Raw genomic sequence first — 23,939 nt, 5'->3', positions numbered from 1 at the left:
TGTGTAAACCTAGCCCCTTGAAATCCCTCACGAACTCCCCATCTGTATGACATCCGCCGCAATGGTGCGGCCTGTCATGCATGTGGAGTTCGACGACCATGAGTGTGGAAACTCAAAAAGAAACCCTGGGCTTCCAGACCGAAGTGAAGCAGCTGCTTCACCTGATGATCCATTCCTTGTATTCAAACAAGGAAATCTTCCTCCGTGAGCTGATCTCCAACGCCTCCGACGCCGCCGACAAGCTGCGTTTCGAGGCGCTGGCCAAGCCGGAGCTGCTGGAAGGCGGCGCCGAGCTGAAGATCCGTCTGTCCTTCGACAAGGACGCCAAGACCGTCACCCTCGAGGACAACGGCATCGGCATGAGCCGCGAGGAAGTGATCGCCCATCTCGGCACCATCGCCAAGTCCGGCACCGCCGACTTCATGAAGAACCTCACCGGCGACCAGAAGAAGGACTCGCACCTGATCGGTCAGTTCGGCGTGGGCTTCTATTCGGCCTTTATCGTCGCAGACAAAGTTGATGTCTTCACCCGTCGCGCCGGTAGCCCGGCCAGCGAAGGTGTGCACTGGTCGTCGAAGGGCGAGGGTGACTTCGAAGTCGCCACCATCGACAAGGCCGAGCGCGGCACCCGTATCGTCCTGCACCTGAAGAGCGGCGAAGAAGAGTTCGCCGACGGCTGGCGCCTGCGCAACGTGGTGAAGAAGTATTCCGACCACATTGCCCTGCCGATCGAGCTGCCCAAGGAACACCATGGCGAAGAAGCCGACAAGCCGGCCGAGCAGGAGTGGGAGACCGTCAACCGCGCCAGTGCGCTGTGGACCCGCGGCCGCACCGAGGTGAAGGACGAGGAATACCAGGAATTCTACAAGCACGTCGCCCATGACTTCGAGAACCCGCTGTCCTGGAGCCACAACAAGGTCGAAGGCAAGCTGGAATACACCTCGCTGCTCTACGTGCCGGGTCGGGCGCCGTTCGACCTGTACCAGCGCGAAGCGCCGAAGGGCCTCAAGCTCTATGTACAGCGCGTGTTCATCATGGACCAGGCCGACGAGTTCCTGCCGCTGTACCTGCGCTTCATCAAGGGAGTGGTCGACTCCAACGACCTGTCGCTGAACGTCTCCCGCGAGATCCTGCAGAAGGACCCGGTGATCGACTCGATGAAGTCGGCGCTGACCAAGCGCGTGCTGGACATGCTGGAGAAGCTGGCGAAGAACGAGCCCGAGCAGTACAAGCAGTTCTGGAAGGCCTTCGGCCAGGTGCTCAAGGAAGGCCCGGCGGAAGACTTCGCCAACAAGGAGAAGATCGCCGGCCTGCTGCGCTTCGCCTCCACCCAGGGCGACGACGGCGAGCAGTCCGTGGGCCTGGCCGACTACATCGGCCGCATGAAGGAAGGCCAGGACAAGATCTACTTCCTCACCGGCGAGACCTTTGCGCAGATCAAGAACAGCCCGCACCTGGAAGTCTTCCGCAAGAAGGGCATCGAAGTGCTGCTGCTCACCGACCGCATCGACGAGTGGCTGATGAGCTACCTGACCGAGTTCGACGGCAAGCACTTCGTCGACGTGGCGCGTGGCGACCTGGACCTGGGCAAGCTGGACTCGGAAGAGGACAAGAAGGCCCAGGAAGAAGTGGCCAAGGCCAAGGAAGGGCTGCTGGAGCGCCTCAAGGGCGCGCTGGGTGAGCAGGTCGCCGAGGTGCGCGTGTCGCATCGCCTGACCGACTCGCCGGCGATCCTCGCCATCGGCGAGCAGGACCTCGGTCTGCAAATGCGCCAGATCCTCGAGGCCAGCGGGCAGAAGGTTCCGGACGCCAAGCCGATCTTCGAGATCAACCCGCAGCACCCGCTGATCGAGAAACTGGATGGCGAGGCCGACGAAGATCGCTTCGCCGACCTGTCGCACATCCTCTTCGATCAGGCCGCCCTGGCCGCCGGCGACAGCCTGAAGGACCCGGCTGCCTACGTGCAGCGCCTGAACAAGCTGCTGGTCGAGCTTTCTGCCTGATTCGCAGTGGTGACGAAAAGCCCGCTTCGGCGGGCTTTTTCATGCCCGCCATCCGGCGGGAGACAGTAGAAAGCGCTGGAGCTTGCGCGGTAGTGGCTATCTAATGGCCATCTAAAGAGCTACGGCCCACCGCCGATATGCTTCTGCCTGCCTAACTTGCCGTTGCCGCCCCGCATGTCGTATCTGACCAGTCTTTTCCTGCTCGACGCCGATCCCAACCTGCTCCTGTACGGCAGCCACAATCCCTGGCTGGTGGGGCTGTCGCTGGCCATCGCCATGTTCACCTCGGGCATGGCCTTGCAGGTGGCGGGCATGGCGCGCCTCAGCGACAACCGCCTGTATCGCCAGGTGGCGTTGATCACCGGTTCGCTGGCCCTGGGTGGCGGCGTCTGGGCGATGCATTTCATCGGCATGCTGGCGTTCCAGCTCTGCGCGCGGGTCGACTATGCCCCCGGTCTCACGCTGCTGTCGCTGCTGCCGAGCCTGGGCGCCTCCTGGGTGGCTTTGCAGTTGCTGGTGCGCCGCACGATCAACCGCTTCCAGCTGGTCACCAGTGGCGTACTGGTGGGCGCCGGTATCGGCGCCATGCACTACAGCGGCATGGCGGCCATGCAGATGGCGCCCTTGCTGCGCTATGACCCTTACTGGTTCGCGCTGTCCATCCTGGTGGCGGTGGTCCTGGCGATTCTCGCCCTGTGGGTCCGCTTCGGCCTGCGTGGGCGCCTGTCGTCGGGCAAGGCGATCATGGCCAGCGGCGTGGTCATGGGCCTGGCCATCGCCGGCATGCACTACACCGGCATGGCGGCGGCACGCTTCATGGGCAGCACCGAAGCGCTGGACCAGCAGAGCAATGCGGACAGCGTGTTCATCGCCCTGGCCGTGGCCCTGATCACGGTGACCTTGACCGTGTTCGTCGCCGCCACCAACGGCCTGTTGCGTTATCGCCAGCTGTTCCGACAGATGCAGGGCAGCGAGTCGCGCCTGCGCGCGATCCTGGAAACCGCGGTGGACGGCATCGTCATCATCGACGATCAGGGCGTGATCGAGGGCACCAACCCGGCGGTCGAGCGCATGTACGGCTGGGGCAAGGGCGAACTGATCGGGCGGCACATCAACACGGTGATTCCCGAGAGCTACCACCAGGGCTTCCTCGACTACCTGCCCAGGCTGATGCGCGAAGGGCGCAGCGACATCATCGGCGGCAGTCGCGAAGTGGAGGCGCTGCGCAAGGATGGCAGCCTGCTGCCGATCCGCCTGGCCATCGGCCTGGTCAACCTGCCGGGCAAGACCCTCTACGTCGGCTTCGTCAGCGATATCAGTGAGCGCAAGAGCATCGAGCAGGCCCTGCGCGAGAGCGAGCAGCAGTACCGCTCACTGATCGGCAATATTCCCGGCGTGTCGTTCCGCTGCCTGCTGGACGAAGACTGGACCATGCTGTTCATCAGCGACGCGGTGGAGAAGCTGACCGGCTGGACCGCGGATGACTTCATGAGCCAGCGCAAGTCGATCAGCAGCCTGTACCACCCCGAGGACTTTCAGCTCGTGGCGGAGGAGGTGCTGGCGGCCATCGGCCAGGGCCGCAACTACACGGTCGAGTACCGCCTGTATGACCGCCAGGGTGTGGAGCACTGGATCTGGGAGAGCGGCAGCGCGGTGCTCGATGAGCACGGCGAGCCGAAGTGGATCGACGGCGTGCTGCTCGACATCACCGACAGCAAGCTGCGCAATGCCGAGTTCGAGAGCACGGTGACCGCCATCCGCCGGGCGCTGCTGGTGGTCGAGTTCGACCTGCAGGGCAATATCCTCGACGCCAACCAGAATTTCCTCGACCTGATGGGTTACCGCCTGGAGGAGATCCAGGGCCGGCATCACCGCATGTTCTGCGCCCAGGACTTTGCCGAGAGCCAGGAGTACGCCGACTTCTGGGCGCAACTGGGGCGTGGCGAGCTGGACTCCGGCGAGTACCTGCGCCTGGCCAAGGGCGGTCGCGAGGTGTGGATTCAGGCCTCTTACAACCCGATCTTCGACGCCGAGGGCAAGCCGTTCAAGGTCATCAAGTTCGCCACCGACCTCAGCCAGCGCCGCGAGATGGAAGAGGCCCTGCGCGACGCCAAGGAAGTGGCCGAGCTGGCGGCGGCGGCCAAGACCACCTTCTTGGCCAACATGAGCCACGAGATCCGCACGCCGATGAACGCCGTCATCGGCTTCACCGAACTGCTGCTGGACAGCGTGCTCAACGAGCAGCAGCGCCGGCACCTGGGCACCGTGCGCCAGGCCGCGCGCTCCTTGCTCGGCCTGCTCAACGACATTCTCGATACCGCCAAGCTGGAGCGCGGCGCGGTAGAGCTGGAAAACCGCGACCTGTCCCTGCGTGAGCTGTGCGCGCAGGTCTGCGACTCCCTGCGCCTGGGGGCGGAAGCCAAGGGCCTTAGCCTGAGCCTGGACTACCAGGAGAGCCTGGGTGACTACTTCAAGGGCGACTCCCTGCGCATACAGCAGGTGCTGACCAATCTGGTGGGCAACGCGGTGAAATTCACCGAGAGTGGCTGGGTGCGCCTGGAGGTCAGCGGCGTGCCGGGGCAGGTGCATTTCGCCGTGCGCGACAGTGGCATCGGTATCGCCGAGGACCGCCTGCAGCACATCTTCGATCCCTTCGCCCAGGCCGATGCCTCCATGAGCCGGCGCTTCGGCGGCACCGGCCTGGGCACCACCATCGCCCGCCAGCTGACCGAGCTGATGGGCGGCAGCATCACCGTGGAGAGCCGCCTGGGTGCGGGCAGCGTGTTCCATGTGCAATTGCCGCTGCAGGCCGGCGTGGAGCAGCTGGGCGAACGCAGCGGCGCAGCGCGACTGCTGCCGGCGCTGAATATCCTGGCCGCCGACGACGTGGCGCAGAACATCGAACTGCTCAGCCTGACCCTGGGCGCCTTGGGCCACCGGGTGACCACCGCCGGCGATGGCGAGCAGGCCCTGGCCGCCTTCGTCGGCGGGCGCTTCGACGTGCTGCTGATGGATGTGCAGATGCCGCGCATGGACGGCCTGGAGGCCACCCGGCGCATCCGCCGTCACGAGCAGGCTCATGGCCTGCGTGCCACGCCAATCATCGCCCTGACCGCCAGTGTGCTGGAACAGGACCGCCGCGCCGCCCGCGAGGCGGGCATGGACGGCTTCGCCTCCAAGCCGCTGGAGATGGACAAGCTGCTCGCCGAGATCGCCCGCGTGATCGGCCTGGCCCCGGCCGTCGAGCAGGCCACTACGCTGGACGTGCCGGAGGACCAGGCCATCGACTGGCCACGCGGCATTCAGCTGTGGGGCAGTCAGCAGGCCATGGCCGCCGCGATCCGCCGCTTCCTCGACGAGCACGCGGTCAGCTGTGCCGAAGTCGCGCGCCTGCTGCAGGACAACCACCGTGAGGCGGCCATCGAGCTGGTGCATCGCCTGCGCGGCGCCGCCGGCAACCTGGCGTTGCTGCGTGCCAGCCGCCTGGCCGGGCAGCTGGAGCATGCCCTCAAGGGCGCCATCCCGGCCTCGGTGGAAGAGTTGCTGGCGGCGCTGCAGGTCGCACTCGCCGCCTTGCCGGTCGAATTGCCGCTGCCGGCTACAGTGCAAGAGAGCAGCGCATCGGCCATGCCGGCCGCTGAACTGGCCGAGCTGGTCGAGCACGTACGCGCTGCTCTGCGGCATGGCGAGCTGGACGAGGATGCGCTGCAGCGCCTGAGCGCCGCGTTGCCGGCCCGACAGGCCCATGCCCTGGAAGGCGCCATCAACGATTTCGACTTCGAGCGCGCCGACGCGCTGCTGGCCGAGCTGCTCGGCCCTGGAGACACGCCGCAATGATCAGACCCGCCGATGCCCGCCCCAAGCTGTTGCTGGTGGACGACGAGCCGACCAACCTGCAGGTGCTGCGGCAGATCCTGCAGGACGACTATCGCCTGCTGTTCGCCAAGGACGGCGACAAGGCAATGGAGCTGGCCGAGCGCGAGAACCCGGCGCTGATCCTGCTCGACGTGATGATGCCGGGCATGACCGGCCACGAGGTGTGCACCCGACTCAAGGCCCAGCCAGCCACCGCGGCCATCCCGGTGATCTTCGTCACCGCCTTGGCCGATGTGGAGGACGAGGCCCGCGGCTTCGAGGTCGGCGCGGTGGACTACATCACCAAGCCGGTCAGCCCGGCCATCGTGCGCGCGCGGGTGCGCACCCACCTGTCGCTGGTGCGGGTCGACGAGTTGCACGAGACCCGCCTGCAGATCGTCCAGCGCCTGGGCCTGGCCTCCGAGTACAAGGACAACGAGACCGGCCTGCACGTGATCCGCATGAGCCACTACACCCATATCCTGGCCAAGGCCGCCGGCTTCAGCGAGCACGAGGCGGACGACCTGCTCAACGCCGCGCCCATGCACGACGTGGGCAAGATCGGCATTCCCGACGCCATCCTGCAAAAGAACGGCAAGCTCGACGATGCCGAGTGGCAGGTGATGCGCAGCCATGCACAGATCGGCGCGGAGATCATCGGCGAACACGACTCCGGCCTGCTCAGGACCGCCCGCATCATCGCCCTCACTCACCACGAGAAGTGGGACGGCAGCGGCTATCCCAACGGCCTCAAGGGCGAGGAAATCCCCCTGGCCGGGCGCATCGTCGCCATCGCCGACGTGTTCGACGCGCTGACCAGCGTGCGCCCCTACAAGCCGGCCTGGCCGGTGCAGGAGGCAGTCGACTTCCTGCGCCGCGAGAGCGGCCGCCACTTCGATCCCGAGCTGGTGGAGCTGTTCCTTGGCCAGCTGCCGGCAATTCTCGAGGTCAAGGAGCGCTGGGCCGAGACGGAGTAGGGCACAATGCCGGCCTCTGTCGTCTGGGAGCCATCATGAGTCTGCCTACCTGGGAACTGCTGTCCTACATCGTCACGGTGGTGGCGCTGCCGTTCGCCATCGGCGTGTTCCTCTTCGAGCAGCGCAAGGAGCGCGAGAATGAGGAGGAGGCCATCTGGCAGCAGATCTCCGACGCCTATATCGCCTTCCTCGGCGTGGTGCTGGCCAACCCCGACCTGCGCCTGCGCAGCCAGGCCGCCACCCCCGACCTCAGCGACGAGCAGCGCGAGCGCATGTGGGTGATCTTCGACATGCTGATCTCGCTGTTCGAGCGCGCCTACCTGCTGGCCTACGCCGAGGACATGGACGACAAGCAGCGCCGCCGCTGGCACTCCTGGGAGGACTACATGCGCGAGTGGAGCCGCCGCGAGGACTTCCGCGAGCGCCTGCCGCACCTGCTGCGCGGCGAGGACCCGGGTTTCGCTGCCTATATCCAGGGCCTGGCCGACGAAGAAGTGCGCAATCCTCAGGACTGACTAGTCTTGTCGCTTCGCGGCGGCCGTTTGCCCGCCATCGGGCCGAGAGGAGGCAGCATGAGCCAGATAGTCAACCGACCCCTTCGCTATGAAATCGATGGCCAGCCGTTCGAGGGCCAGCTGCTCTACGACGAGTCGCATGCACGGCCGCGGCCGGGCCTGTTGCTGGCGCCGAACTGGATGGGGGTGTCCGCCGGTGCCATCGAGATCGCCCACGAAGTGGCCGAGCGCGGCTATGTGGTGCTGGTCGCCGACGTCTACGGTGTCGGTATACGCCCGCAGAACCACGAAGAGGCCGCCGCGGCGATGATGGCGGTGAAGGGCAAGCCGATCCTGCGCCAGCGCCTGCAGGCTTCCCTCGCTACGCTCAAGGCCCAGCCCGGCACGGCGCTGGACCCCAACCGGCTGGCGGTTTTCGGCTTCTGCTTCGGCGGCCATTGCGCGCTGGAGGCTGGCCCGCGACGGCGCGGTGGTGAAGGCCGCGGTGTCCTTCCACGGCACCCTGGACACGGCCAATCCGGCCGATGCGCAGAACATCCGAGGCGCCGTGCTGGTGCTCGATGGCGCCGCCGATCCCTTTGTGCCCCGCGCGCAGCTGGCCGGCTTCATCGAGGAGATGAGCGCCGCCAATGTCGACTGGCAGCTGACCAGTTACGGTGGCGCGGCACATTCCTTTACCGACAAGCAGGCCAGCATCCCCGGCAAGATGCAGTACGACGCCAAGGTGGCGCGCCGCGCCTTCGCTGCGATGTACGATCTGTTCGAGGAAGTCTTCGCCTGATCCGAGCGACTAGGGCGCGCCGGTCTTATCGACCACCGAGTGGGAGATGACCCGCGGCCCGGCGTGCGATGGGCCCGGCATCAGGTGCCGGGCAGGGTGATGCGCTCGCTCTCGCCGGGCACTCGTGGCCAGTCCCAGGCCGCCCAGTTCTGCTTGGCCTTCTCCAGCAACTCAGCATCGCTGGCGACGAAGTTCCAGTACATGCGCCGCGGCCCCAACGGCTCGCCGCCGATCAGGGCCAGGTGGCACTCGCCACAGGCGCTCAGCAGCAGCTCCTCGCCCTCCGGCAGCACGGCCAGGCCACGCAGGGGCAGGTCGGCGCCTTCCAGCTGGGCCTCGCCCTCGATCAGGTACAGCGCGCGCTCGCGGTGTTCGGCGGGGATCAGCAGGCTGGCGCCGGCGGCAAGCTTCAGCTCGGCGTAGAGGGTGGGCGAGTGCATCGGCACCGGGGATTCCAGGCAGAAGCCGCTGCCGGCGATCAGGGTGATCTGCACACCCATGGCCTCACTGTGTGGCAGGCTGGCCGCGGGGTGGTGGCTGTAGGCTGGCTCGCCTTCCTCCAGCGCTTGCGGCAGGGCCAGCCACACCTGCAGACCGTGCAGGCGCGAGCCGCTCTGCCACAGGTGCTGTGGCGTGCGCTCGACATGGGCGACGGCGCGCCCGGCGGTCATCCAGCTGACGTCGCCGGGCTGCACCAGCTGGTCCGAGCCCAGGCTGTCCTTGTGCTGCAGCTCGCCGTCGAACAGGTAGGTGAGAGTGGACAGGCCGATATGCGGATGCTGGTTGATGTTCATGCCGCTGCCGGCCGGGTAGTCCTTCTCCAGCATGTGATCGAAGAACACGAAGGGCCCGACGCTGCGGCACTTGGCCGAGGGCAGCGGGCGCAGGATCGGTTGGCCGGAGATGTCCTCGGCCTTCGGCTTGATCAGCAGCGGCTCGCTCATGCGCCTTCGCCCAGGCGGGTTTCCACCTGCACCTCGACGCTGGTCATCAGCTTGTGGATCGGGCACTTGTCGGCGATGCGCAGCAGTTGCTGGCGCTGCTCGTCATCCAGCGCGCCGTGCAGGTCCAGCTCCACGGCCAGGCGGTAGGTGCCCTGGCGTTCCTGGCTGTCATCGCGTGCCACGCGCACGTCCAGGCTTTCCAGCGGCAGGCCGCGCTGCTTGGCGTAGAGCATCAGGGTCAGGGCCTTGCAGGCACCCAGGGCGGCGTCGAACAGGTCGTGCGGTTCGGGGCCGGAGGCACTGCCGCCGAAGGACTCGGGCACGTCGGTGTGCAGCACGTGCTCGCCGATTTCGATGCTGTGGCGCAGGCCGGACTCGGTGCTGATGCGGATCATGGTGGCTCCCAGGCTAGGTTGGATGGCTCCAGCCTAGCCCAGGCGACGATCCTCAGACCAGCACGGAGAGGCGCACATCGGCGCCAAGCACGCGCAGCAAGCGGCCATCGGCGCCGAGAATGGGCACCGAAACGGTGAAGCAGAAGTCGTCGGTGGCCGAGGAGCGATAGACCGAGGTGATGTGGCTGCGCAGGTCGTCCGCCACGCGGCGGAACCAGGGGCGCTGGCTCCAGTCGCGGCCGCGACAGCTGGGCGCACCCTGGTGCGGCACATCGGCGGCGAAGATGTTCTCCGACAGCTGCCTGCCACTGGCGTCGACCAAGTAGAACAGCTCGAAGCGCGCGTCGCGGCGCAGCGTCTCGCTCAACAGGCGTTCGGCGGCGGCGATGTCGCCGGCCAGACGCGCGTCGCTCGCCAGTTGCTCCACGCCGCTCTGCACCGAGCGGTGCAGTTCCAGGCGGAAGTCGCCCAGGCCCTGCAGCAGGCGGTCGCCATCCTCGCGCACGGCCTGGCTGTGACGCAGCACCTGGCCGGCCTTGCCGAGCAGGTCGCCGGCGACCTGGGCGATCTGCTGCACGTCGCCGTTGATCGAGCGCACCGCCGCGCCGATCTGTTCGGTACCGGTGGCGATATGGCCGACGCGCTCGTCCAGGCGGTCCATGGCCTGGCGCGTGCTGTCCAGACCGCTGCCGACCTGCAGCATGCCGCTGCGGCCGTCCTCGACCGCCTGGTGCATGCGTTCGCCGGCGGCGCCGAGCTGGTCCATGCCATCGCGGAAGCGCTCGATGATCTGCCCGACCTGGCTGGTGGCCTCGGTGGTGTGGCCGGCCAGGCGGCGCACTTCCTCGGCGACCACGGCGAAGCCGCGACCATGTTCGCCGGCACGGGCGGCTTCGATGGCGGCGTTCAGCGCCAGCAGGTTGGTCTGCTGGGAGATGCTGGCGATCACCCCGATGACCTTGCTGACTTCCTCCAGCTGCGCGGTGAGATTGCCGATCACCTGGCCCAGCTGCGCCTCGCAGGCGCCGATGGCGTCCACCTGGCCGAGCACTGCCTGGCCGCTCTGCTGGCACTGGCGCAAGGTGGCTGCGACCTCGCCGGACAGCCGTGCCACTTCCGCTGCGCCGGGTACCAGCTCGGCGTCCAGGGTGGTAGTGACCTGCTCGCTGGCGCTGGCGATCAGCTCCGAGGATTGCGCCAGGCTCTGTCCGCTCTCCTGGTTGGCGCTGGCGATGCTGGCCAGCTGCGGGGCATGGGCGGCGATGCCGACGGCGGCACCGAGGCTGGTGCGGATGCGCTGGTGCAGGCCGTCGCTGAAGCGGTTGAGGCGGCCCATCCAGGGCTGCTGCTCGGGCAGGCGGGTGGTGAGGTCGTGGCGGGTGAAGAGGGCGGCGAAGGCTTCTTCGTCCCGTTCGCGTCGCGAGGGTTTGCGCAGCAACTGCAGCATGGTGCATCTCCCTGATGGTTCTGCCGGGAGCGGTGCAAGCAGGGTGCCATGCCGTTATGTGCGCTGTGTCACAGGGCCTGTGCCGGTAGCCGCGCTCAGGGCTGCGCCAACACGGTTCGTCGGGCGCTATTGCGGTGCGTTCGGCCGGTACCAGAGTTCCTCACGCTGGAACGGCGTCTGCGGCGGCAGATCGGGGTTCTCCAGCTCGATCACCCGGCGCCGCTCCAGCCCGGCGCGCTTGATGGTAGCGCCGTGGTACTGCTGGAACAGGGCCTCGAAGCTGCCGTCGGCGATCATCGCCTCCAGGCCTCGCTCGATGTGGCCGGCCAGGTCGGCACGGGCGCGCGAGGTGAAGAAGTAGAAGGCGCTGGGGTAGTGGATGACGATGTGCTCGTCGACTTCCAGGTTGAGGCCTGCCTTGGCTGCCTGCGCCTGCTCGTCCCAGACCACCACCACTTCGCGGGGAAACAGATCGAAGCGGCCCGCATCGAGCATACGGAACAGGCTGTCGTAGCTCTGGCTGGTGATCACCTGCAGGCCGTTGCTGCGCAGGATGCGGGTGTCCGGCCAGTCGGCGCGCTGGCCGATGCGCAGCGGTTTGAGGTCCGCCGCGCTGTGTACCTTGGCCAGCCAGTCCTTGTCCTCGCGCCGCACCAGGGGCACGCGCCAGCCGATCAGGCCCTTGTAGATCGGGATGCGCACCGGCAGCAGGCTCTCCTCGCGGGCCTTGGTGGTCATGGTCCACATCAGTTGCACGCTGCCGTCGTTCTGCTCCAGCGACTGTTCCGCGCGGCTCTGGGGCATGGGCCGGTGCGACGGCTGCAGCTGGTAGTCGCCGCCGCTCCTGGCCAGGGCCTGGCGCAGCAGCTCGACCACATAGGCCTCGGGATCGGCGCCATTGGAATGCCGCGGATAGGTCAGCGGCTCGGCGGCCAGCGCCGTGGCGCAGAGCATCAGCAGGGTGGCGAGGCGGGCGATGGGCATGCACAGGGTTCGCGCTGAGGGATGCATCATGATGGCCTTTCGCACGCATGCTCGCCAGTGAACGGCACGGGAGAGGCTGCGGTCTACTCTTGCTCGAGATCGCCAGGGAGTCATGCCTTTGTCCGTCCGCCGCCTGTTGTGCGCCGCCTTTTGCGGTCTGCTGGCACTGCCAGCCAGCGCCCGCGACTATCGTTTCAGCGATGCCCATCTGCACTACGTCGACTTCTTCCAGGAAAGCGAGGGCATGACCCCGCTGCTGGAGGCCATGGCCGCCGGCAACATCGACCACGCGATGATCAGCGGCATTCCGGTAGCCAAGAAATGGCACGAGGACGAGCCCAAGCGACCGCGTTACTACGCCGGCGACGATGCCGGCGCGTACTGGTATAGCGCCACCGACGTGCTGGTGGCCGATGCCCTGCGACGCCTGCCGGCCGAGCAGCGCCAGCGCTTCCATCCCTTCCTCAGCGGCTTCAATCCCGCCGACAAGAACTCCGACGCGCATATCCGCCGTATGCTGGAGCTGGATCCCGGCCTCTGGCAGGGCCTGGGCGAGGTATTTACCCGCCACGACGACCTCACCGCGCTGACCTACGGCGATACGCCGCGGGCCAACAACGAGGCCATGACCCGCATCTATCACCTGGCGGCCGAGTACGATCTGCCGGTGCTGGTGCACAGCAACATCACCTCCAAGCGCGAGCGCAATCCGCTGTACCTGGAGGAGATCGAGGAGCCGCTGCGCAACCATCCGCACGTGCGCTTCATCTGGGCTCACGCCGGTACCAGCCTGGAAATCCATCGCCATCAGGAGAAGCTGGATTTCCTCCTGCCGACCCTGCAACGCATGCTCGGCGAGTATCCCAACCTGTATGTCGACCTGTCCTGGAGCGTGCTGCGACCCTATCTGCTGGACGCCGAGGGCCAGCCCGACCCGCGCTGGGTGAAGCTGGTCAGCAGTTATCCGGCGCGTTTCATGCTCGGCTCGGACGTGGTCGGCCGTTTCGATGGCCTGGGCCAGTACATGGCCGATTTCCGCCCGTTCCTCGATGCCCTGCCGGAGGACGTGGCGCACAAGGTGGCGCGCGATAACTTCCTCGCCGTGCTGCCGCGCAAACATCAGGCGCAGCTGCGCGACTGACTGTCATCAGCCTGTAACCGCCGCGTCATAGCCTCGCGCCAACTTTCCACAAGGAGCGCGAGATGAAATTGTTCAGCCTGTCTGCCCTGGCCCTGTCGCTGGGCCTGTTTTCCAACCTGACCCTGGCCGATGTGCAGGTGGAAGGCCCCATCGAATACGGCGTGTTTGCCAGCGCGACGATCAAGGACCCGCAGCCGGGCGAGCGCATCCTCAGCCGCGCCAACCAGCCGATCGAGCAGACCGAGGTGGTGCCGGCCCGCCTGGGCACCAAGTTCGGCGTGCGTTACCGGCTGAGCGGCAAGACCGAGGCCGAGCAACCGTTGACCCTGATGTACTTCACTCCCGGCCTGGTCGGCCCGGATGGCAAGCGCCAGGACAAGATCGAACTGCAGCAGAAACTGGTGGTCGGTGCACCGCAGGACGTGATGGCCTTCGAGTTCACCGAGCACCATGAAGTGGTGCCGGGTGAGTGGCAATTCATGGTCTTCCAGGGTGACCGCAAACTGCTGGAACAACGCTTCACGGTACAGTGACAGTCAGGCGTTTCAGCCGTCTGGCTGGCGTTTGGCACGTCCTTTTGCTTGGCTTACTAGTCCATGGACCAAGCCAAGGACGTTGCCATGTACCTACGAAATCTGAAGATCGCCCCCCGCGCCGGACTGGGCTTTGCCTCGCTGGTGTTGTTGATGCTGCTCCTCGGCGGCTTCTCGCTGCTGCAGATGGGGCAGATGCAGCGCCAGTCCGCCGAGGTCAATGACAACCGGCTGCCGAGCATCCAGGCGCTCAACGAGATGAGCCAGAGCATCCTGCGTATCCGCGCCCTGACCCTGCGCCTGCTGATCAACCGCGACCCGCAGAGCCTGAGCCAGAATGAGCAGCGCCTGCAGGGCCTCAAGAGCGAGTTGGGTGCGGCCCAGCAGCGCTACCAGAAACTGATTGGCAGCGAGCAGGAGCGCGCCGCTTATCAGGTATTCGAGAAGGCCCAGAGCAGCTACTTGGCCGAGCAGGAAAAGATCATGGCGCATTCGCGCCAGGAGCAGCTGGACGAGGCCCTGGCGGTGGCCAACGGCCCGCTCGGTCAGCATGCCGACGCCATGGCCAAGGCCCTGAGCGAACTGACCCAGATGAGCCAGCAGGGCGCGCAGAAGGCCGCCGACGCGAGCGATGCCGCCTACGGCAGCGCCGTGCGCATGGTGCTCGGCATGCTGCTGGTGGCGGCTCTGGTGACCCTGGTGCTGGCCGTGCTGCTCACCCGCAGTATCGTGCGGCCGCTGGCCCAGGCGGTGGAGGTGGCCGAGGTGGTGGCCTCCGGCGACCTCAGCCGCGATTTCAGCATCGAGGGCCGCGACGAGCCGGCCCAGCTGCTGGAGGCGCTCAAGCGCATGCAGCGCAGCCTGCGCGAGACCATCCAACACATCTCCGACTCGTCCCGGCAACTGGCCGCCGCCTCCGAGGAGCTGACGGCGGTGACCGACGGCGCCACCCAGGGCCTGCACCAGCAGAACGCCGAGATCGAACAGGCGGCCACCGCGGTGAACCAGATGACCTCGGCGGTGGAGGAGGTGGCACGCAACGCGGTGAACACCTCGGAGGCCTCGCGCGAGTCGGACCGCAGTGCCCAGCACGGCCGCGAGCAGGTGCGCCAGACGGTGAATTCGATCGGCCAACTGGCCGAGGACGTGACCGAGACCTCGACCCAGATCGGCCGCCTGGCCCAGCAGGTCCACGGCATCAGCCAGGTACTCGACGTGATCCGTTCCATCGCCGAACAGACCAACCTGCTGGCGCTCAACGCGGCGATCGAGGCGGCGCGTGCCGGCGAGGCTGGGCGCGGTTTCGCCGTGGTGGCCGACGAGGTGCGCGCCCTGGCCCATCGCACCCAGCAGAGCACCCAGGAGATCGAGCAGATGATCGGCGGCATTCAGCAGGGCACGGAACGGGCGGTCAGCGCCATGCACAACAGCACCCAGCGCACCGGCTCGACCCTGGCCCTGGCCCAGTCGGCCGGGCGCGCCCTGGACGAAATCGCCGAGGCCATCACCTCGATCAACGAGCGCAACCTGGTGATCGCCAGCGCCTCGGAGGAGCAGGCCCAGGTGGCCCGCGAGGTGGACCGCAACCTGGTGAACATCCGTGACCTGTCGCTGCAGACCTCGGCCGGGTCCAACCAGACCAGCGCCGCCAGTCAGGAGCTTTCGCGCCTGGCGGTAAGCCTCAACGGTCTGGTGGCGCGTTTCCGCATCTGAGCCCGCTGAAACGAAAAACGGCGCCCGAGGGCGCCGTTTTCATTGCAGCTGCGATCAGCCCTGGTAGCGTTGCAGCACCAGGGTGGCGTTGGTGCCGCCGAAGCCGAAGCTGTTGCTCATCACGGTGTTGAGCTGGGCATCGCGGGTTTCGCGCAGGATCGGCAGGTCGGCGACCTCCGGGTCCAGCTCGTCGATGTTGGCCGAGCCGGCGATGAAGCCGCCTTCCATCATCAGCATGCAGTAGATCGCCTCCTGCACGCCGGCGGCGCCCAGGCTGTGGCCGGACAGGCTCTTGGTCGAGCTGATGGCCGGTGCCTTGTCGCCGAACACTTCACGCACGCCGCGGATTTCCGCCACGTCGCCGACCGGGGTCGAGGTGCCGTGGGTGTTCAGGTAGTCGATCGGGGCATCGACGGTGGCCAGGGCCTGCTGCATGCAGCGGATGGCGCCTTCGCCGCTCGGTGCAACCATGTCGTAGCCGTCGGAAGTGGCGCCATAGCCGACGATTTCCGCGTAGATCTTGGCGCCGCGCTTGAGCGCGTGTTCCAGCTCCTCGACCACCACCATGCCGCCACCGCCGGCGATGACGAAGCCGTCACGCTTGGCGTCGTAGGCGCGCGAGGCCTTTTCCGGGGTCTCGTTGTACTGGGTGGAGAGGGCGCCCATGGCGTCGAACAGGCAGCTCTGGCTCCAGTGTTCTTCCTCGCCGCCGCCGGCGAAGACCACGTCCTGTTTGCCCAGCTGGATCTGCTCCATGGCCTGGCCGATGCAGTGCGCGCTGGTGGCGCAGGCCGAGGAGATGGAGAAGTTCACGCCCTTGATCTGGAACGGCGTGGCCAGGCAGGCCGACACGGTGCTGCCCATGGTGCGGGTCACGCGGTATGGGCCGATGCGCTTGACGCCCTTCTCGCGCAGGGTGTCGATGGCTTCCATCTGGTTCAGCGTGGAGGCACCGCCGGAGCCGGCGATCAGGCCGGTACGCGGGTTGGAGATCTGCTCCGGGGTCAGGCCGGAATCCTTGATCGCCTGCTCCATCGACAGGTAGGCATAGGCCGCGGCGTCGCCCATGAAGCGCAGCACCTTGCGGTCGATCAGCTCTTCCAGGTTGAGTTTGACGGAGCCGGATACCTGGCTGCGCAGGCCCATTTCGGCATATTCCGGATTGAAGCGGATGCCCGCTTTGCCGGCGCGCAGGCTGGCGGAAACGGTGTCCTTGTCATTGCCCAGGCAGGAGACGATGCCCAGACCGGTGATCACGACGCGACGCATGCGGAAATGTCCTTCAGAAGCTGTCGGTAGAGGTGAACAGGCCGACGCGGAGGCCTTCGGCGCTGTAGATTTCGCGGCCATCGACGCTGACGCTGCCATCGGCGATGCCGAGGATCAGCGAGCGGCTGATGGTACGTTTGATATGGATGGTGTAGGTGAGTTTCTTGGCGGTCGGCAGCACCTGACCGAAGAACTTCACTTCGCCCGAGCCCAGGGCACGGCCGCGGCCGGGGTTGCCCTGCCAGCCGAGGTAGAAGCCGACCAGCTGCCACATGGCGTCGAGGCCCAGGCAGCCCGGCATCACCGGGTCGCCTTCGAAGTGGCAGGCGAAGAACCAGAGGTCCGGATTGATGTCGAGTTCGGCGATGATCTCGCCCTTGCCGTATTTACCGCCGGTTTCACTGATATGGACGATGCGGTCCATCATCAGCATGTTGGGGGCGGGCAACTGCGCATTACCCGGGCCAAACAGTTCGCCGCGGCTGCAGGCGAGCAATTCTTCCCGAGAATAGGCGTTTTGCTTGGTCATGCGAACTCCTCAAATGGTCCCCTCGGCGGGGCTAAAGCTGTGCCGCGAATGTTCTTGTGTAGCGGCAGACTAGTCATAGACTGTTGCGTCCTGGTGAAAGTCACAGCCTGTTGTGAACACTTGTATACCGGCTGAGTGTGGCGCAAATCGTCGACGCTTCGTTCGCTCGGCGGATTCTAGTATTCCTGCTGCAGCGTCTGGCTGCGCTTGCCCAGCCAGCGCAGCAATACCCGTTCCAGATCGGCGCGCTTGAACGGCTTGGCCAGGTAATCGTTCATGCCGGCCTGCAGGCAGGCTTCACGATCACCCTGCAGGGCGTTGGCGGTCAATGCGATGATCGGAGTACTGCATTGCGGGGCCTGGCGGCGAATCTGCCGGGTGGCCTCGTAGCCATCCATGACCGGCAGGCGGCAGTCCATCAGCACGGCGACGAAGCGCTGCGGGTCGAAATGCTGCACCGCCTGGGCGCCATCACCGACCAGCTCGACCCGATAGCCCAGGCTGCGCAGCATGGCCTCGATCACCGTCTGGTTGACCGGGTTGTCTTCCACCAGCAGCACTTCCTGGCCTTCGCCGGACGCGGGCTCGCTGCGCTCCTGGGGCTCCTGGCTGGGGCTGCTCAGGCAGAACGGCAGGGGGATCTCGAGGGTGAATACCGAGCCGCTGCCTTCCAGGCTGGTGGCGTGCAGGGTGCCGCCCATGCGCTCGGCCAGGGTACGGGCGATGGACAGGCCCAGGCCGGTACCGCCATAGCGCCGGGAGATAGAGGTATCGGCCTGCTGGAATGCATCGAACATGTGCTCCAGGCGCTGCGGGGCGATGCCGATGCCGCTGTCGTGCACGGCGCAGGTGAACCACAGCACCTCGTTGTCCAGCGGCTGCCAGTGGGTCTCGATGCGAATGCCGCCTTCCTCGGTGAACTTCAGCGCGTTGCCCAGCAGGTTGACCAGTATCTGGCGGATGCGTGTCGGGTCGCCCTGCACCTCGAACTGTTCCAGTCCCGGCGGGGTGTCCAGGCGCAGGTAGAGGCCGCGCTGGTGGGCGCTGTGCTGGAACACCTGGATCGAGCCCTGCAGCAGCTCCTGCAGGTTGAAGGGAATGCGCTCCAGCTCCAGGGCGCCGCGTTCGATGCGCGAGAAGTCGAGGATGTCGTTGATCACCTTGAGCAGGTGTTCGGTGGATTCGGTGGCCAGGGCGGCGTATTCCGCCTGCTCCTGGGTCATCTCGGTGGTCTCCAGCAGCTGCAGCATGCCCAGCACGCCGTTCATGGGGGTGCGCAGCTCATGGCTCATCATCGCCAGGAAGTCCGACTTGGCGCGGCTGGCCTGCTCGGCTTCCTCGCGGGTCTGGATCAGCTGCTGCATGGCCTCGCGCTGCTCGCGGCTGGCGTTGTCCAGCTCCACGGCCAGGTTGTTGATGTGCCTGGCCAGGTCGCCCAGCTCGCCGGTATCGCTCTCCGGCAGCTGGGTCTGGTAGTCGCCGGCCTTGATCGCCTCTACCGCCTCACCCATGGCGCTGATCGGCTGGGCCAGGCGGCGCGCCAGCTGGCGCGCGAGGAAGAAGGTCAGCAGCAGGGCGACCAGGGCCAGTACCGTGGCCTTGAGCAGGATCGCCTGCTGGCGGCTGGTGAAGGACTCGTCGGACATGCCGACCACCACCCGGCCCAGGTAGCCGTCGGGCTCGGCACCGTTCTCCTGGCGGATCGGCGCATGGAAGATGCCGACTCGCGAGGCGCTCTGCTCGTTGTGCTGCTCGACGTAGACCAGGATGTTCTCGGCCCGATCGCGCACCTCGAGGAAGCGCACGTTGGGTGTCTGCAGGGTGGCGCGCAGCAGGCTCTCCAGCACCCTGGTATCGCCGGCTGCCACGCCATGCACCGAGGCCGGGGCCAGCTGGTTGGCCATCAGCTGGCCGGCGTGGTTGATCTCCTGGCGCAGGTCTTCCAGGCGCGAATGGGTGAAGAAACCGGTCAGCAGCAGGGTCAGCAGCAGGGCGGGGCCGACGCTGATCAGCTGGGTGCGGGTGTGGATGTCCCAATTACGCCCGAACATCGGCCGGCTCGCGTAGTCGCAGAGAGAGGCCCGCCACGCTGGCAGGCTCGGGTGTTGCGCGCCGCGCGGCCCGGCAGCCTGGGCACGGGAGTCGGCGGGGAAGGGATGTGAGCACGGAACGGCCTTGTTCTCTGGGCATGACTGCCGCATGTTAACCGAGAAGCCGAGCTTTGCCAGCGCACGCTCTGCGCGGCGGGTCACGCTGGGGACTGGTCGGTCGGCCGGGGCTTCGTGATAATGCGGCTTTCGCCATCTGGATGGCCTGTTTGGAACTCTTATGACCGAGCAACAACCTGTTGCAGTACTGGGCGGCGGCAGCTTCGGCACCGCCATCGCCAATCTCCTGGCCGCCAACGGCCAGCGCGTCCTGCAATGGATGCGCGACCCCGAGCAGGCCGAGGCCATGCGCACCCAGCGCGAGAACCCGCGCTACCTCAAGGGCATCAAGCTGCTGCCCGGCATCGAACCGGTCACCGACCTGCCGGCCACCCTGGCGGCCTGCGAGCTGGTCTTCGTCGCCGTGCCGTCATCGGCTCTGCGCAAGGTGCTGCAGCCGATCGCCGATTCCCTGGCCGGCAAACTGCTGGTCAGCACCACCAAGGGCATCGAGGCCGACGGCTTCAAGCTGATGAGCCAGATCCTCGCCGAAGTGGCACCGCAGGCGCGCATTGGCGTGCTGTCCGGCCCCAATCTGGCTCGTGAGATCGCCGAACACGCGTTGACCGCCTCGGTGATCGCCAGCGAGGACGACGAGCTTTGCCAGCGCGTGCAGTCGGCCCTGCATGGTCGCACTTTCCGCGTCTATGCCAGCCGCGACAGCTTCGGTGTGGAGCTGGGCGGCGCGCTGAAGAACGTCTACGCCATCATCGCCGGCATGGCCGCGGCCATGGGCATGGGTGAGAACACCAAGAGCATGCTGATCACCCGCGCCCTGGCGGAAATGACCCGCTTCGCCGTCAAGCTTGGCGCCAACCCCATGACCTTCCTCGGCCTGGCCGGGGTCGGCGACCTGATCGTCACCTGCTCCTCGCCGAAGAGCCGCAACTACCAGGTCGGCTATGCCCTGGGCGAGGGCCTCAGCCTGGAGGACGCGGTGGCGCGCCTGGGCGAGGTGGCCGAGGGCGTCAACACGCTCAAGGTGCTCAAGCACAAGGCCGAGGAGCTGCAGGTGTACATGCCTCTGGTCGCCGGATTGCATGCCATTCTGTTCGAGGGCCGCACCCTGGCCCAGGTGATCGAAGCGCTGATGCGCGGCGAACCTAAAACTGACGTGGATTTCATCTCACCCAGCGGTTTCTGACCATCCAAGGAGAGCACCATGAGCGAACCGAACAAGGAACTGGAGCGCGAATCCATCGCCCTGCGCATTCTGTGGATGGTGATCTTCGCCATCGTCTGGCAGCTAGCGGAGATCATCCTCGGTGGCGTGGTGCTGCTGCAGATCGGCTATCGCCTGTTCTACGGCGCACCCAACGGCACCCTGCAGGGCTTCGGCGACAGCCTCAGCCAGTACCTGCAGCAGATCGGCCGCTTCGGCACCTTCAACAGTGAAGAGAAGCCCTGGCCGTTCGCCGACTGGCCGACTCCGCGTGCCCCGGAAGGCATCGAGCCGCACAGCATCCCGCCGGCGCCGCACCCGGTGCGCGACGAAGAACCCAAGCTGTGATCCTCTGGCTGCTGCGCCACGGCGAGGCCGAACCGCGTGCGCGCAGCGACGCGGAGCGGGCCCTCACCGAGCGCGGTCGCAAGGAAGTGCGCAAGAGCGCCGAGCACCTGCGTGGCCGGGAGCTGGCGCACATCCTGGTCAGCCCCTACCTGCGTGCCCAGCAGACAGCCGAGCTGGTGCGCGAGACCCTCGGCCTCACGCTGCCGCTGACCACGGTGGACTGGGCCACCCCTGAAGACTCGCCGCGTTCGGCCGCCGACCGCCTCGAGCACTATCCCGGTGAGTGCCTGCTGGTCAGCCATAACCCGCTGCTCGGCAACCTTTCCGGCTTCCTGCTGCACGGCAATCTGCAGCAACCCCTGGGCCTGCACACCGCCAGCCTGGTCGCCCTCGACGGCGACATCGTGCCTGGCCTGATGCACCTGGCCGGCCTGCATCACCCGCACTAGAGCGGCGCTGCGCTCCTGTAACATTTCTTCACTTGCCGCACCTCCTGACGCATGGAATATTCGACCAAGCAAGTGCTTGGTTGCTCCCTGTGACAAAAACAACAAACAAGGAGGCCCCGTGGCCAGTGCAGTCCGTTTGCCGCTCGAAGCGTTTTTCGAGCGCGAGTCGCGTCATCCGAACAAGACCTACCTGATCCAGCCTCAGGGCGGTGGTCGGGTGGAACAGCTGACCTGGGCCGAGGTGGGCGAGCAGGCCCGCCGCGCCGCCAGCTGGCTGCGCAGCCTGGAGCTGCCGCAGGGCAGCAAGATATCGATCATTTCCAAGAACAGCGCCCACTGGATAGTCACCGATCTGGCCATCTGGATGGCCGGGCACGTCTCGGTGCCGCTGTATCCCAATCTCACCGCCGAGTCGGTGCGCCAGGTGCTGGAGCATGCGGAGGCGAAAGTGGCCTTTATCGGCAAGCTCGACGACTGGCCGGCGATGGCCCCCGGCGTACCCGAGGGGGTGATCACCGTGGCCCTGCCGCTGCACGCCGAAGGCAGCTTCGACAAGCAGTGGAGCGACCTGCAGGCCTGCGCGCCGATCCAGGACCAGCCACGCAGCCAACCCGACCAGCTCGCCACCATCATCTACACCTCCGGCACCACCGGCATGCCCAAGGGCGTGATGCACAACTTCGGCAACTTCGGTTTCACCGCCAGCCATGCCACCGAGCTGTTCGGTGTCGGCGAGCAGGACCGCGCGCTGTCCTACCTGCCGCTGTGCCACGTGGCCGAGCGCATGTTCGTCGAGCTCAACTCGCTTTACAGCGGCATGAGCGTGTTCTTCGCCGAGAGCCTCGACACCTTCCTCGCCGACCTGCGCCGCGCGCGGCCCACGGTGTTCTTCGGCGTGCCGCGGATCTGGACCAAGTTCCAGATGGGCGTCTACTCGAAGATGCCGGCCCAGCGCCTCGATTTCCTCCTGTCCATACCGCTGCTCGGCCGCCTGTTCGGGCGCAAGGTGCTGCGCGGGCTGGGGCTGGATGCGGTGCAGTTCGCCCTGTCCGGCGCCGCCCCGGTGCCCGACGCGCTGCTGGCCTGGTACCGCCGCCTGGGCTTGGAGCTGCAGGAGGTCTACGGCATGACGGAGAACTGCGGATACTCGCACGTGTGTCGCCCCGGCAAGTTCAAGAAGGGCTGGATCGGCCAGAACAACCCGGGCACCGAGGTGCGCATCAGCGAGGAGGGCGAGGTGCTGGTGCGTAGCGGCTCCACCATGCAGGGCTACTACAAGGAGCCGGGCAAGACCGCCGAGGTGCTCACCGAAGACGGCTACCTGCGCACCGGCGACAAGGGCGAGCAGGACGCCGAGGGCAACCTGCGCCTGACCGGGCGGATCAAGGAGATCTTCAAGACCAGCAAGGGCAAGTACGTGGCCCCGGCGCCGATCGAGAACCGCCTGGCCGTGCACAGCCATATCGAGCAGGTCTGCGTGGTCGGTGACGGCCTGCCGCAGCCGTTGGCCCTGTGCGTGCTGTCCGAGGCCGGGCGCAAGGAGTCTCGCGAGCAGCTGGAGGGCAGCCTCAAGCGCCTGCTGGAAGAGACCAACCAGGTGCTGGACAAGCACGAGCAGCTCAACGGCCTGGTGCTGGTGCCGGAAGTCTGGGCGGTGGACAACGGCTTCCTCACGCCGACCCTGAAGATCAAGCGCGCCTCGGTGGAGACTGCCTACAGCCCGCACTTCGATGCCTGGGGCCAGCGCCGCGAAGGCGTGGTCTGGCACCAGCAGGTCGGCTAGTCGCCTGCGCAGCTGATGGTCATCCAAGCCCGGTCATTGACCGGGCTTTTTTGTGGGCCCGCGATCCGGCATCGACAGGACATGGCCGGTACACGGGCAAAAAAAAAGCCCGGCCAAACCGGCCGGGCTAAGCACTACTCCGCAGGAGCGAAGGGGATCAGGCAATCTCTGCCAAAGCTTGAATCTGTTGCTGCGCAGCCACTTCGCCGATCACCAGGATCGCCGGGCTCTTCAGCTGGAAGTCGGTAGCGGCCTGCTGCATACCGGCCAGGGTGCTGCGGCACTCGCGCTGCTGTGGCAGCGAGGCGTTCTCGATCATCGCCACCGGCATGTCGCCGCGTATGCCGCCGGCCAGCAGGCTGTCGCGTACCTCCGGCAGCTTGGCCACGCCCATGTACACCACCAGGGTGGTGCCGCCCTGAGCAAGGGCCTGCCAGTTGAGGCTGCTATCGTCCTGGGTATGGGCGGTGACCAGGGTCACGCCGCGGGCCACGCCGCGCAGGGTCAGGGGGATGCCGCAGTTGGTGGCGCCGGCCAGGCCGGCGGTGATGCCGTTGACCATCTCCACTTCCACGCCGTGTGTGGTGAGCCAGTCGGCTTCCTCGCTGCCGCGACCGAAGATGCACGGGTCGCCGCCCTTCAGGCGCACCACGCACTTGCCCTGGCGCGCATAGCGCAGCAGCAGACGATGGATGAAGGCCTGCGGGGTGGAGCGGCAGCCGCCGCGCTTGCCCACCGGCACGATGCGGGCGTCCGGGCAGTGCTCCAGCACGGCGGGGTTGACCAAGTCGTCGATCATCACGATATCGGCCCGTTGCAGGGCCTTCACCGCCTTGAGGGTCAGCAATTCCGGATCGCCAGGGCCTGCGCCCACCAGCCAGACTTTTGCATTCATGGTTCTACT

General features: G+C 66.6%; 18 protein-coding genes and 2 pseudogenes. 12 read left to right on the top strand and 8 right to left on the bottom strand.

Features of this window, described 5'->3' with window-relative positions; translation table 11 throughout:
* The first annotated feature begins 98 nt into the window (after positions 1–98).
* The 5 genes and pseudogenes from htpG to FFS62_RS13535 all read left to right on the top strand — a co-directional run bounded on the left by htpG (position 99) and on the right by FFS62_RS13535 (position 8,131).
* Entirely contained in the window at positions 99–2,003 is a 1,905-nt protein-coding gene (htpG, locus tag FFS62_RS13555) for a molecular chaperone HtpG (protein WP_137973324.1), read from the top strand.
* Positions 2,004–2,177: 174 nt separating this feature from the next.
* Positions 2,178–5,840, top strand: a complete 3,663-nt coding sequence (locus tag FFS62_RS13550; protein WP_137973323.1) for a PAS domain S-box protein — start codon at positions 2,178–2,180, stop codon at positions 5,838–5,840.
* Positions 5,837–6,835, top strand: a complete 999-nt coding sequence (locus tag FFS62_RS13545; protein WP_137973322.1) for an HD domain-containing phosphohydrolase — start codon at positions 5,837–5,839, stop codon at positions 6,833–6,835. Before FFS62_RS13550 ends, FFS62_RS13545 begins: the two co-directional genes overlap by 4 nt.
* Before the next feature lie 35 nt (positions 6,836–6,870).
* Positions 6,871–7,350 carry a hypothetical protein gene (locus FFS62_RS13540; protein ID WP_171016328.1) on the top strand — a complete coding sequence of 160 codons (480 nt, stop codon included), beginning with the start codon at positions 6,871–6,873 and terminating at the stop codon, positions 7,348–7,350.
* Between the two features lie 57 nt (positions 7,351–7,407).
* Positions 7,408–8,131, top strand: a pseudogene (locus FFS62_RS13535) (dienelactone hydrolase family protein).
* Between the two features lie 80 nt (positions 8,132–8,211).
* Here FFS62_RS13535 and FFS62_RS13530 read toward each other — a convergent pair.
* From FFS62_RS13530 to FFS62_RS13515, 4 genes and pseudogenes are all read right to left on the bottom strand, one after another.
* Positions 8,212–9,075: a pirin family protein gene (locus FFS62_RS13530; RefSeq protein WP_137973321.1), complete on the bottom strand. Its 864-nt coding sequence runs from the start codon at positions 9,073–9,075 to the stop codon at positions 8,212–8,214.
* Complete coding sequence (locus FFS62_RS13525) at positions 9,072–9,470, bottom strand: OsmC family protein (RefSeq protein WP_137973320.1); 399 nt, start codon at positions 9,468–9,470, stop codon at positions 9,072–9,074. Before FFS62_RS13525 ends, FFS62_RS13530 begins: the two co-directional genes overlap by 4 nt.
* A 52-nt stretch (positions 9,471–9,522) precedes the next feature.
* Positions 9,523–10,428 (bottom strand): annotated as a pseudogene (locus tag FFS62_RS23665) (methyl-accepting chemotaxis protein); the annotation flags it as partial.
* 615 nt (positions 10,429–11,043) lie between these two features.
* A complete protein-coding gene (locus tag FFS62_RS13515; RefSeq protein ID WP_171016327.1) occupies positions 11,044–11,901 on the bottom strand; it encodes an ABC transporter substrate-binding protein in 858 nt (285 codons plus the stop codon).
* Positions 11,902–12,013: 112 nt separating this feature from the next.
* Here FFS62_RS13515 and FFS62_RS13510 point away from each other — a divergent pair, with 112 nt between their 5' ends.
* From FFS62_RS13510 to FFS62_RS13500, 3 genes are all read left to right on the top strand, one after another.
* Positions 12,014–13,042, top strand: a complete 1,029-nt coding sequence (locus FFS62_RS13510) for an amidohydrolase family protein (protein ID WP_137973317.1) — start codon at positions 12,014–12,016, stop codon at positions 13,040–13,042.
* A gap of 62 nt (positions 13,043–13,104) precedes the next feature.
* Positions 13,105–13,575 carry a DUF3859 domain-containing protein gene (locus FFS62_RS13505; RefSeq protein WP_137973316.1) on the top strand — a complete coding sequence of 157 codons (471 nt, stop codon included), beginning with the start codon at positions 13,105–13,107 and terminating at the stop codon, positions 13,573–13,575.
* 87 nt (positions 13,576–13,662) lie between these two features.
* Positions 13,663–15,288, top strand: a complete 1,626-nt coding sequence (locus tag FFS62_RS13500) for a methyl-accepting chemotaxis protein (RefSeq protein ID WP_137973315.1) — start codon at positions 13,663–13,665, stop codon at positions 15,286–15,288.
* Positions 15,289–15,342: 54 nt separating this feature from the next.
* Here the strand turns inward: FFS62_RS13500 and fabB are convergent, their stop codons facing one another.
* The 3 genes from fabB to FFS62_RS13485 all read right to left on the bottom strand — a co-directional run bounded on the left by fabB (position 15,343) and on the right by FFS62_RS13485 (position 19,137).
* On the bottom strand, positions 15,343–16,557 hold the full coding sequence (gene fabB / locus FFS62_RS13495) for a beta-ketoacyl-ACP synthase I (RefSeq protein WP_137973314.1): 1,215 nt from the start codon (positions 16,555–16,557) through the stop codon (positions 15,343–15,345).
* 13 nt (positions 16,558–16,570) lie between these two features.
* Positions 16,571–17,086 (bottom strand): 3-hydroxyacyl-[acyl-carrier-protein] dehydratase FabA, encoded by a 516-nt coding sequence (fabA, locus tag FFS62_RS13490; RefSeq protein ID WP_137973313.1) that lies wholly within the window; start codon positions 17,084–17,086, stop codon positions 16,571–16,573.
* A 176-nt stretch (positions 17,087–17,262) separates the two neighbouring features.
* Positions 17,263–19,137, bottom strand: coding sequence for an ATP-binding protein (locus FFS62_RS13485; protein WP_137973312.1), 1,875 nt, complete (start codon positions 19,135–19,137; stop codon positions 17,263–17,265).
* Between the two features lie 277 nt (positions 19,138–19,414).
* On the opposite strand from FFS62_RS13485, the gene FFS62_RS13480 reads away from it, so the two are divergent.
* The 4 genes from FFS62_RS13480 (at position 19,415) to FFS62_RS13465 (ending at position 23,035) form a co-directional block, all read left to right on the top strand.
* Positions 19,415–20,437, top strand: a complete 1,023-nt coding sequence (locus FFS62_RS13480) for an NAD(P)H-dependent glycerol-3-phosphate dehydrogenase (protein WP_137973311.1) — start codon at positions 19,415–19,417, stop codon at positions 20,435–20,437.
* Between the two features lie 18 nt (positions 20,438–20,455).
* On the top strand, positions 20,456–20,803 hold the full coding sequence (locus FFS62_RS13475; RefSeq protein ID WP_137973310.1) for a DUF4389 domain-containing protein: 348 nt from the start codon (positions 20,456–20,458) through the stop codon (positions 20,801–20,803).
* Entirely contained in the window at positions 20,800–21,252 is a 453-nt protein-coding gene (gene sixA / locus FFS62_RS13470; protein ID WP_137973309.1) for a phosphohistidine phosphatase SixA, read from the top strand. Before FFS62_RS13475 ends, sixA begins: the two co-directional genes overlap by 4 nt.
* Before the next feature lie 118 nt (positions 21,253–21,370).
* Complete coding sequence (locus tag FFS62_RS13465; protein WP_137973308.1) at positions 21,371–23,035, top strand: AMP-binding protein; 1,665 nt, start codon at positions 21,371–21,373, stop codon at positions 23,033–23,035.
* Between the two features lie 157 nt (positions 23,036–23,192).
* On the opposite strand, the gene cobA is transcribed toward FFS62_RS13465, so the two are convergent.
* Positions 23,193–23,930, bottom strand: a complete 738-nt coding sequence (gene cobA, locus FFS62_RS13460; protein WP_137973307.1) for a uroporphyrinogen-III C-methyltransferase — start codon at positions 23,928–23,930, stop codon at positions 23,193–23,195.
* Positions 23,931–23,939: the final 9 nt, after the last annotated feature.

Source organism: Pseudomonas sp. F(2018), from assembly GCF_005508865.1.
Classification (GTDB): Bacteria; Pseudomonadota; Gammaproteobacteria; order Pseudomonadales; family Pseudomonadaceae; genus Aquipseudomonas.
The sequence above is the reverse complement of the archived record's forward strand: the minus strand, read 5'-3'. Positions and strand labels throughout refer to the sequence as shown.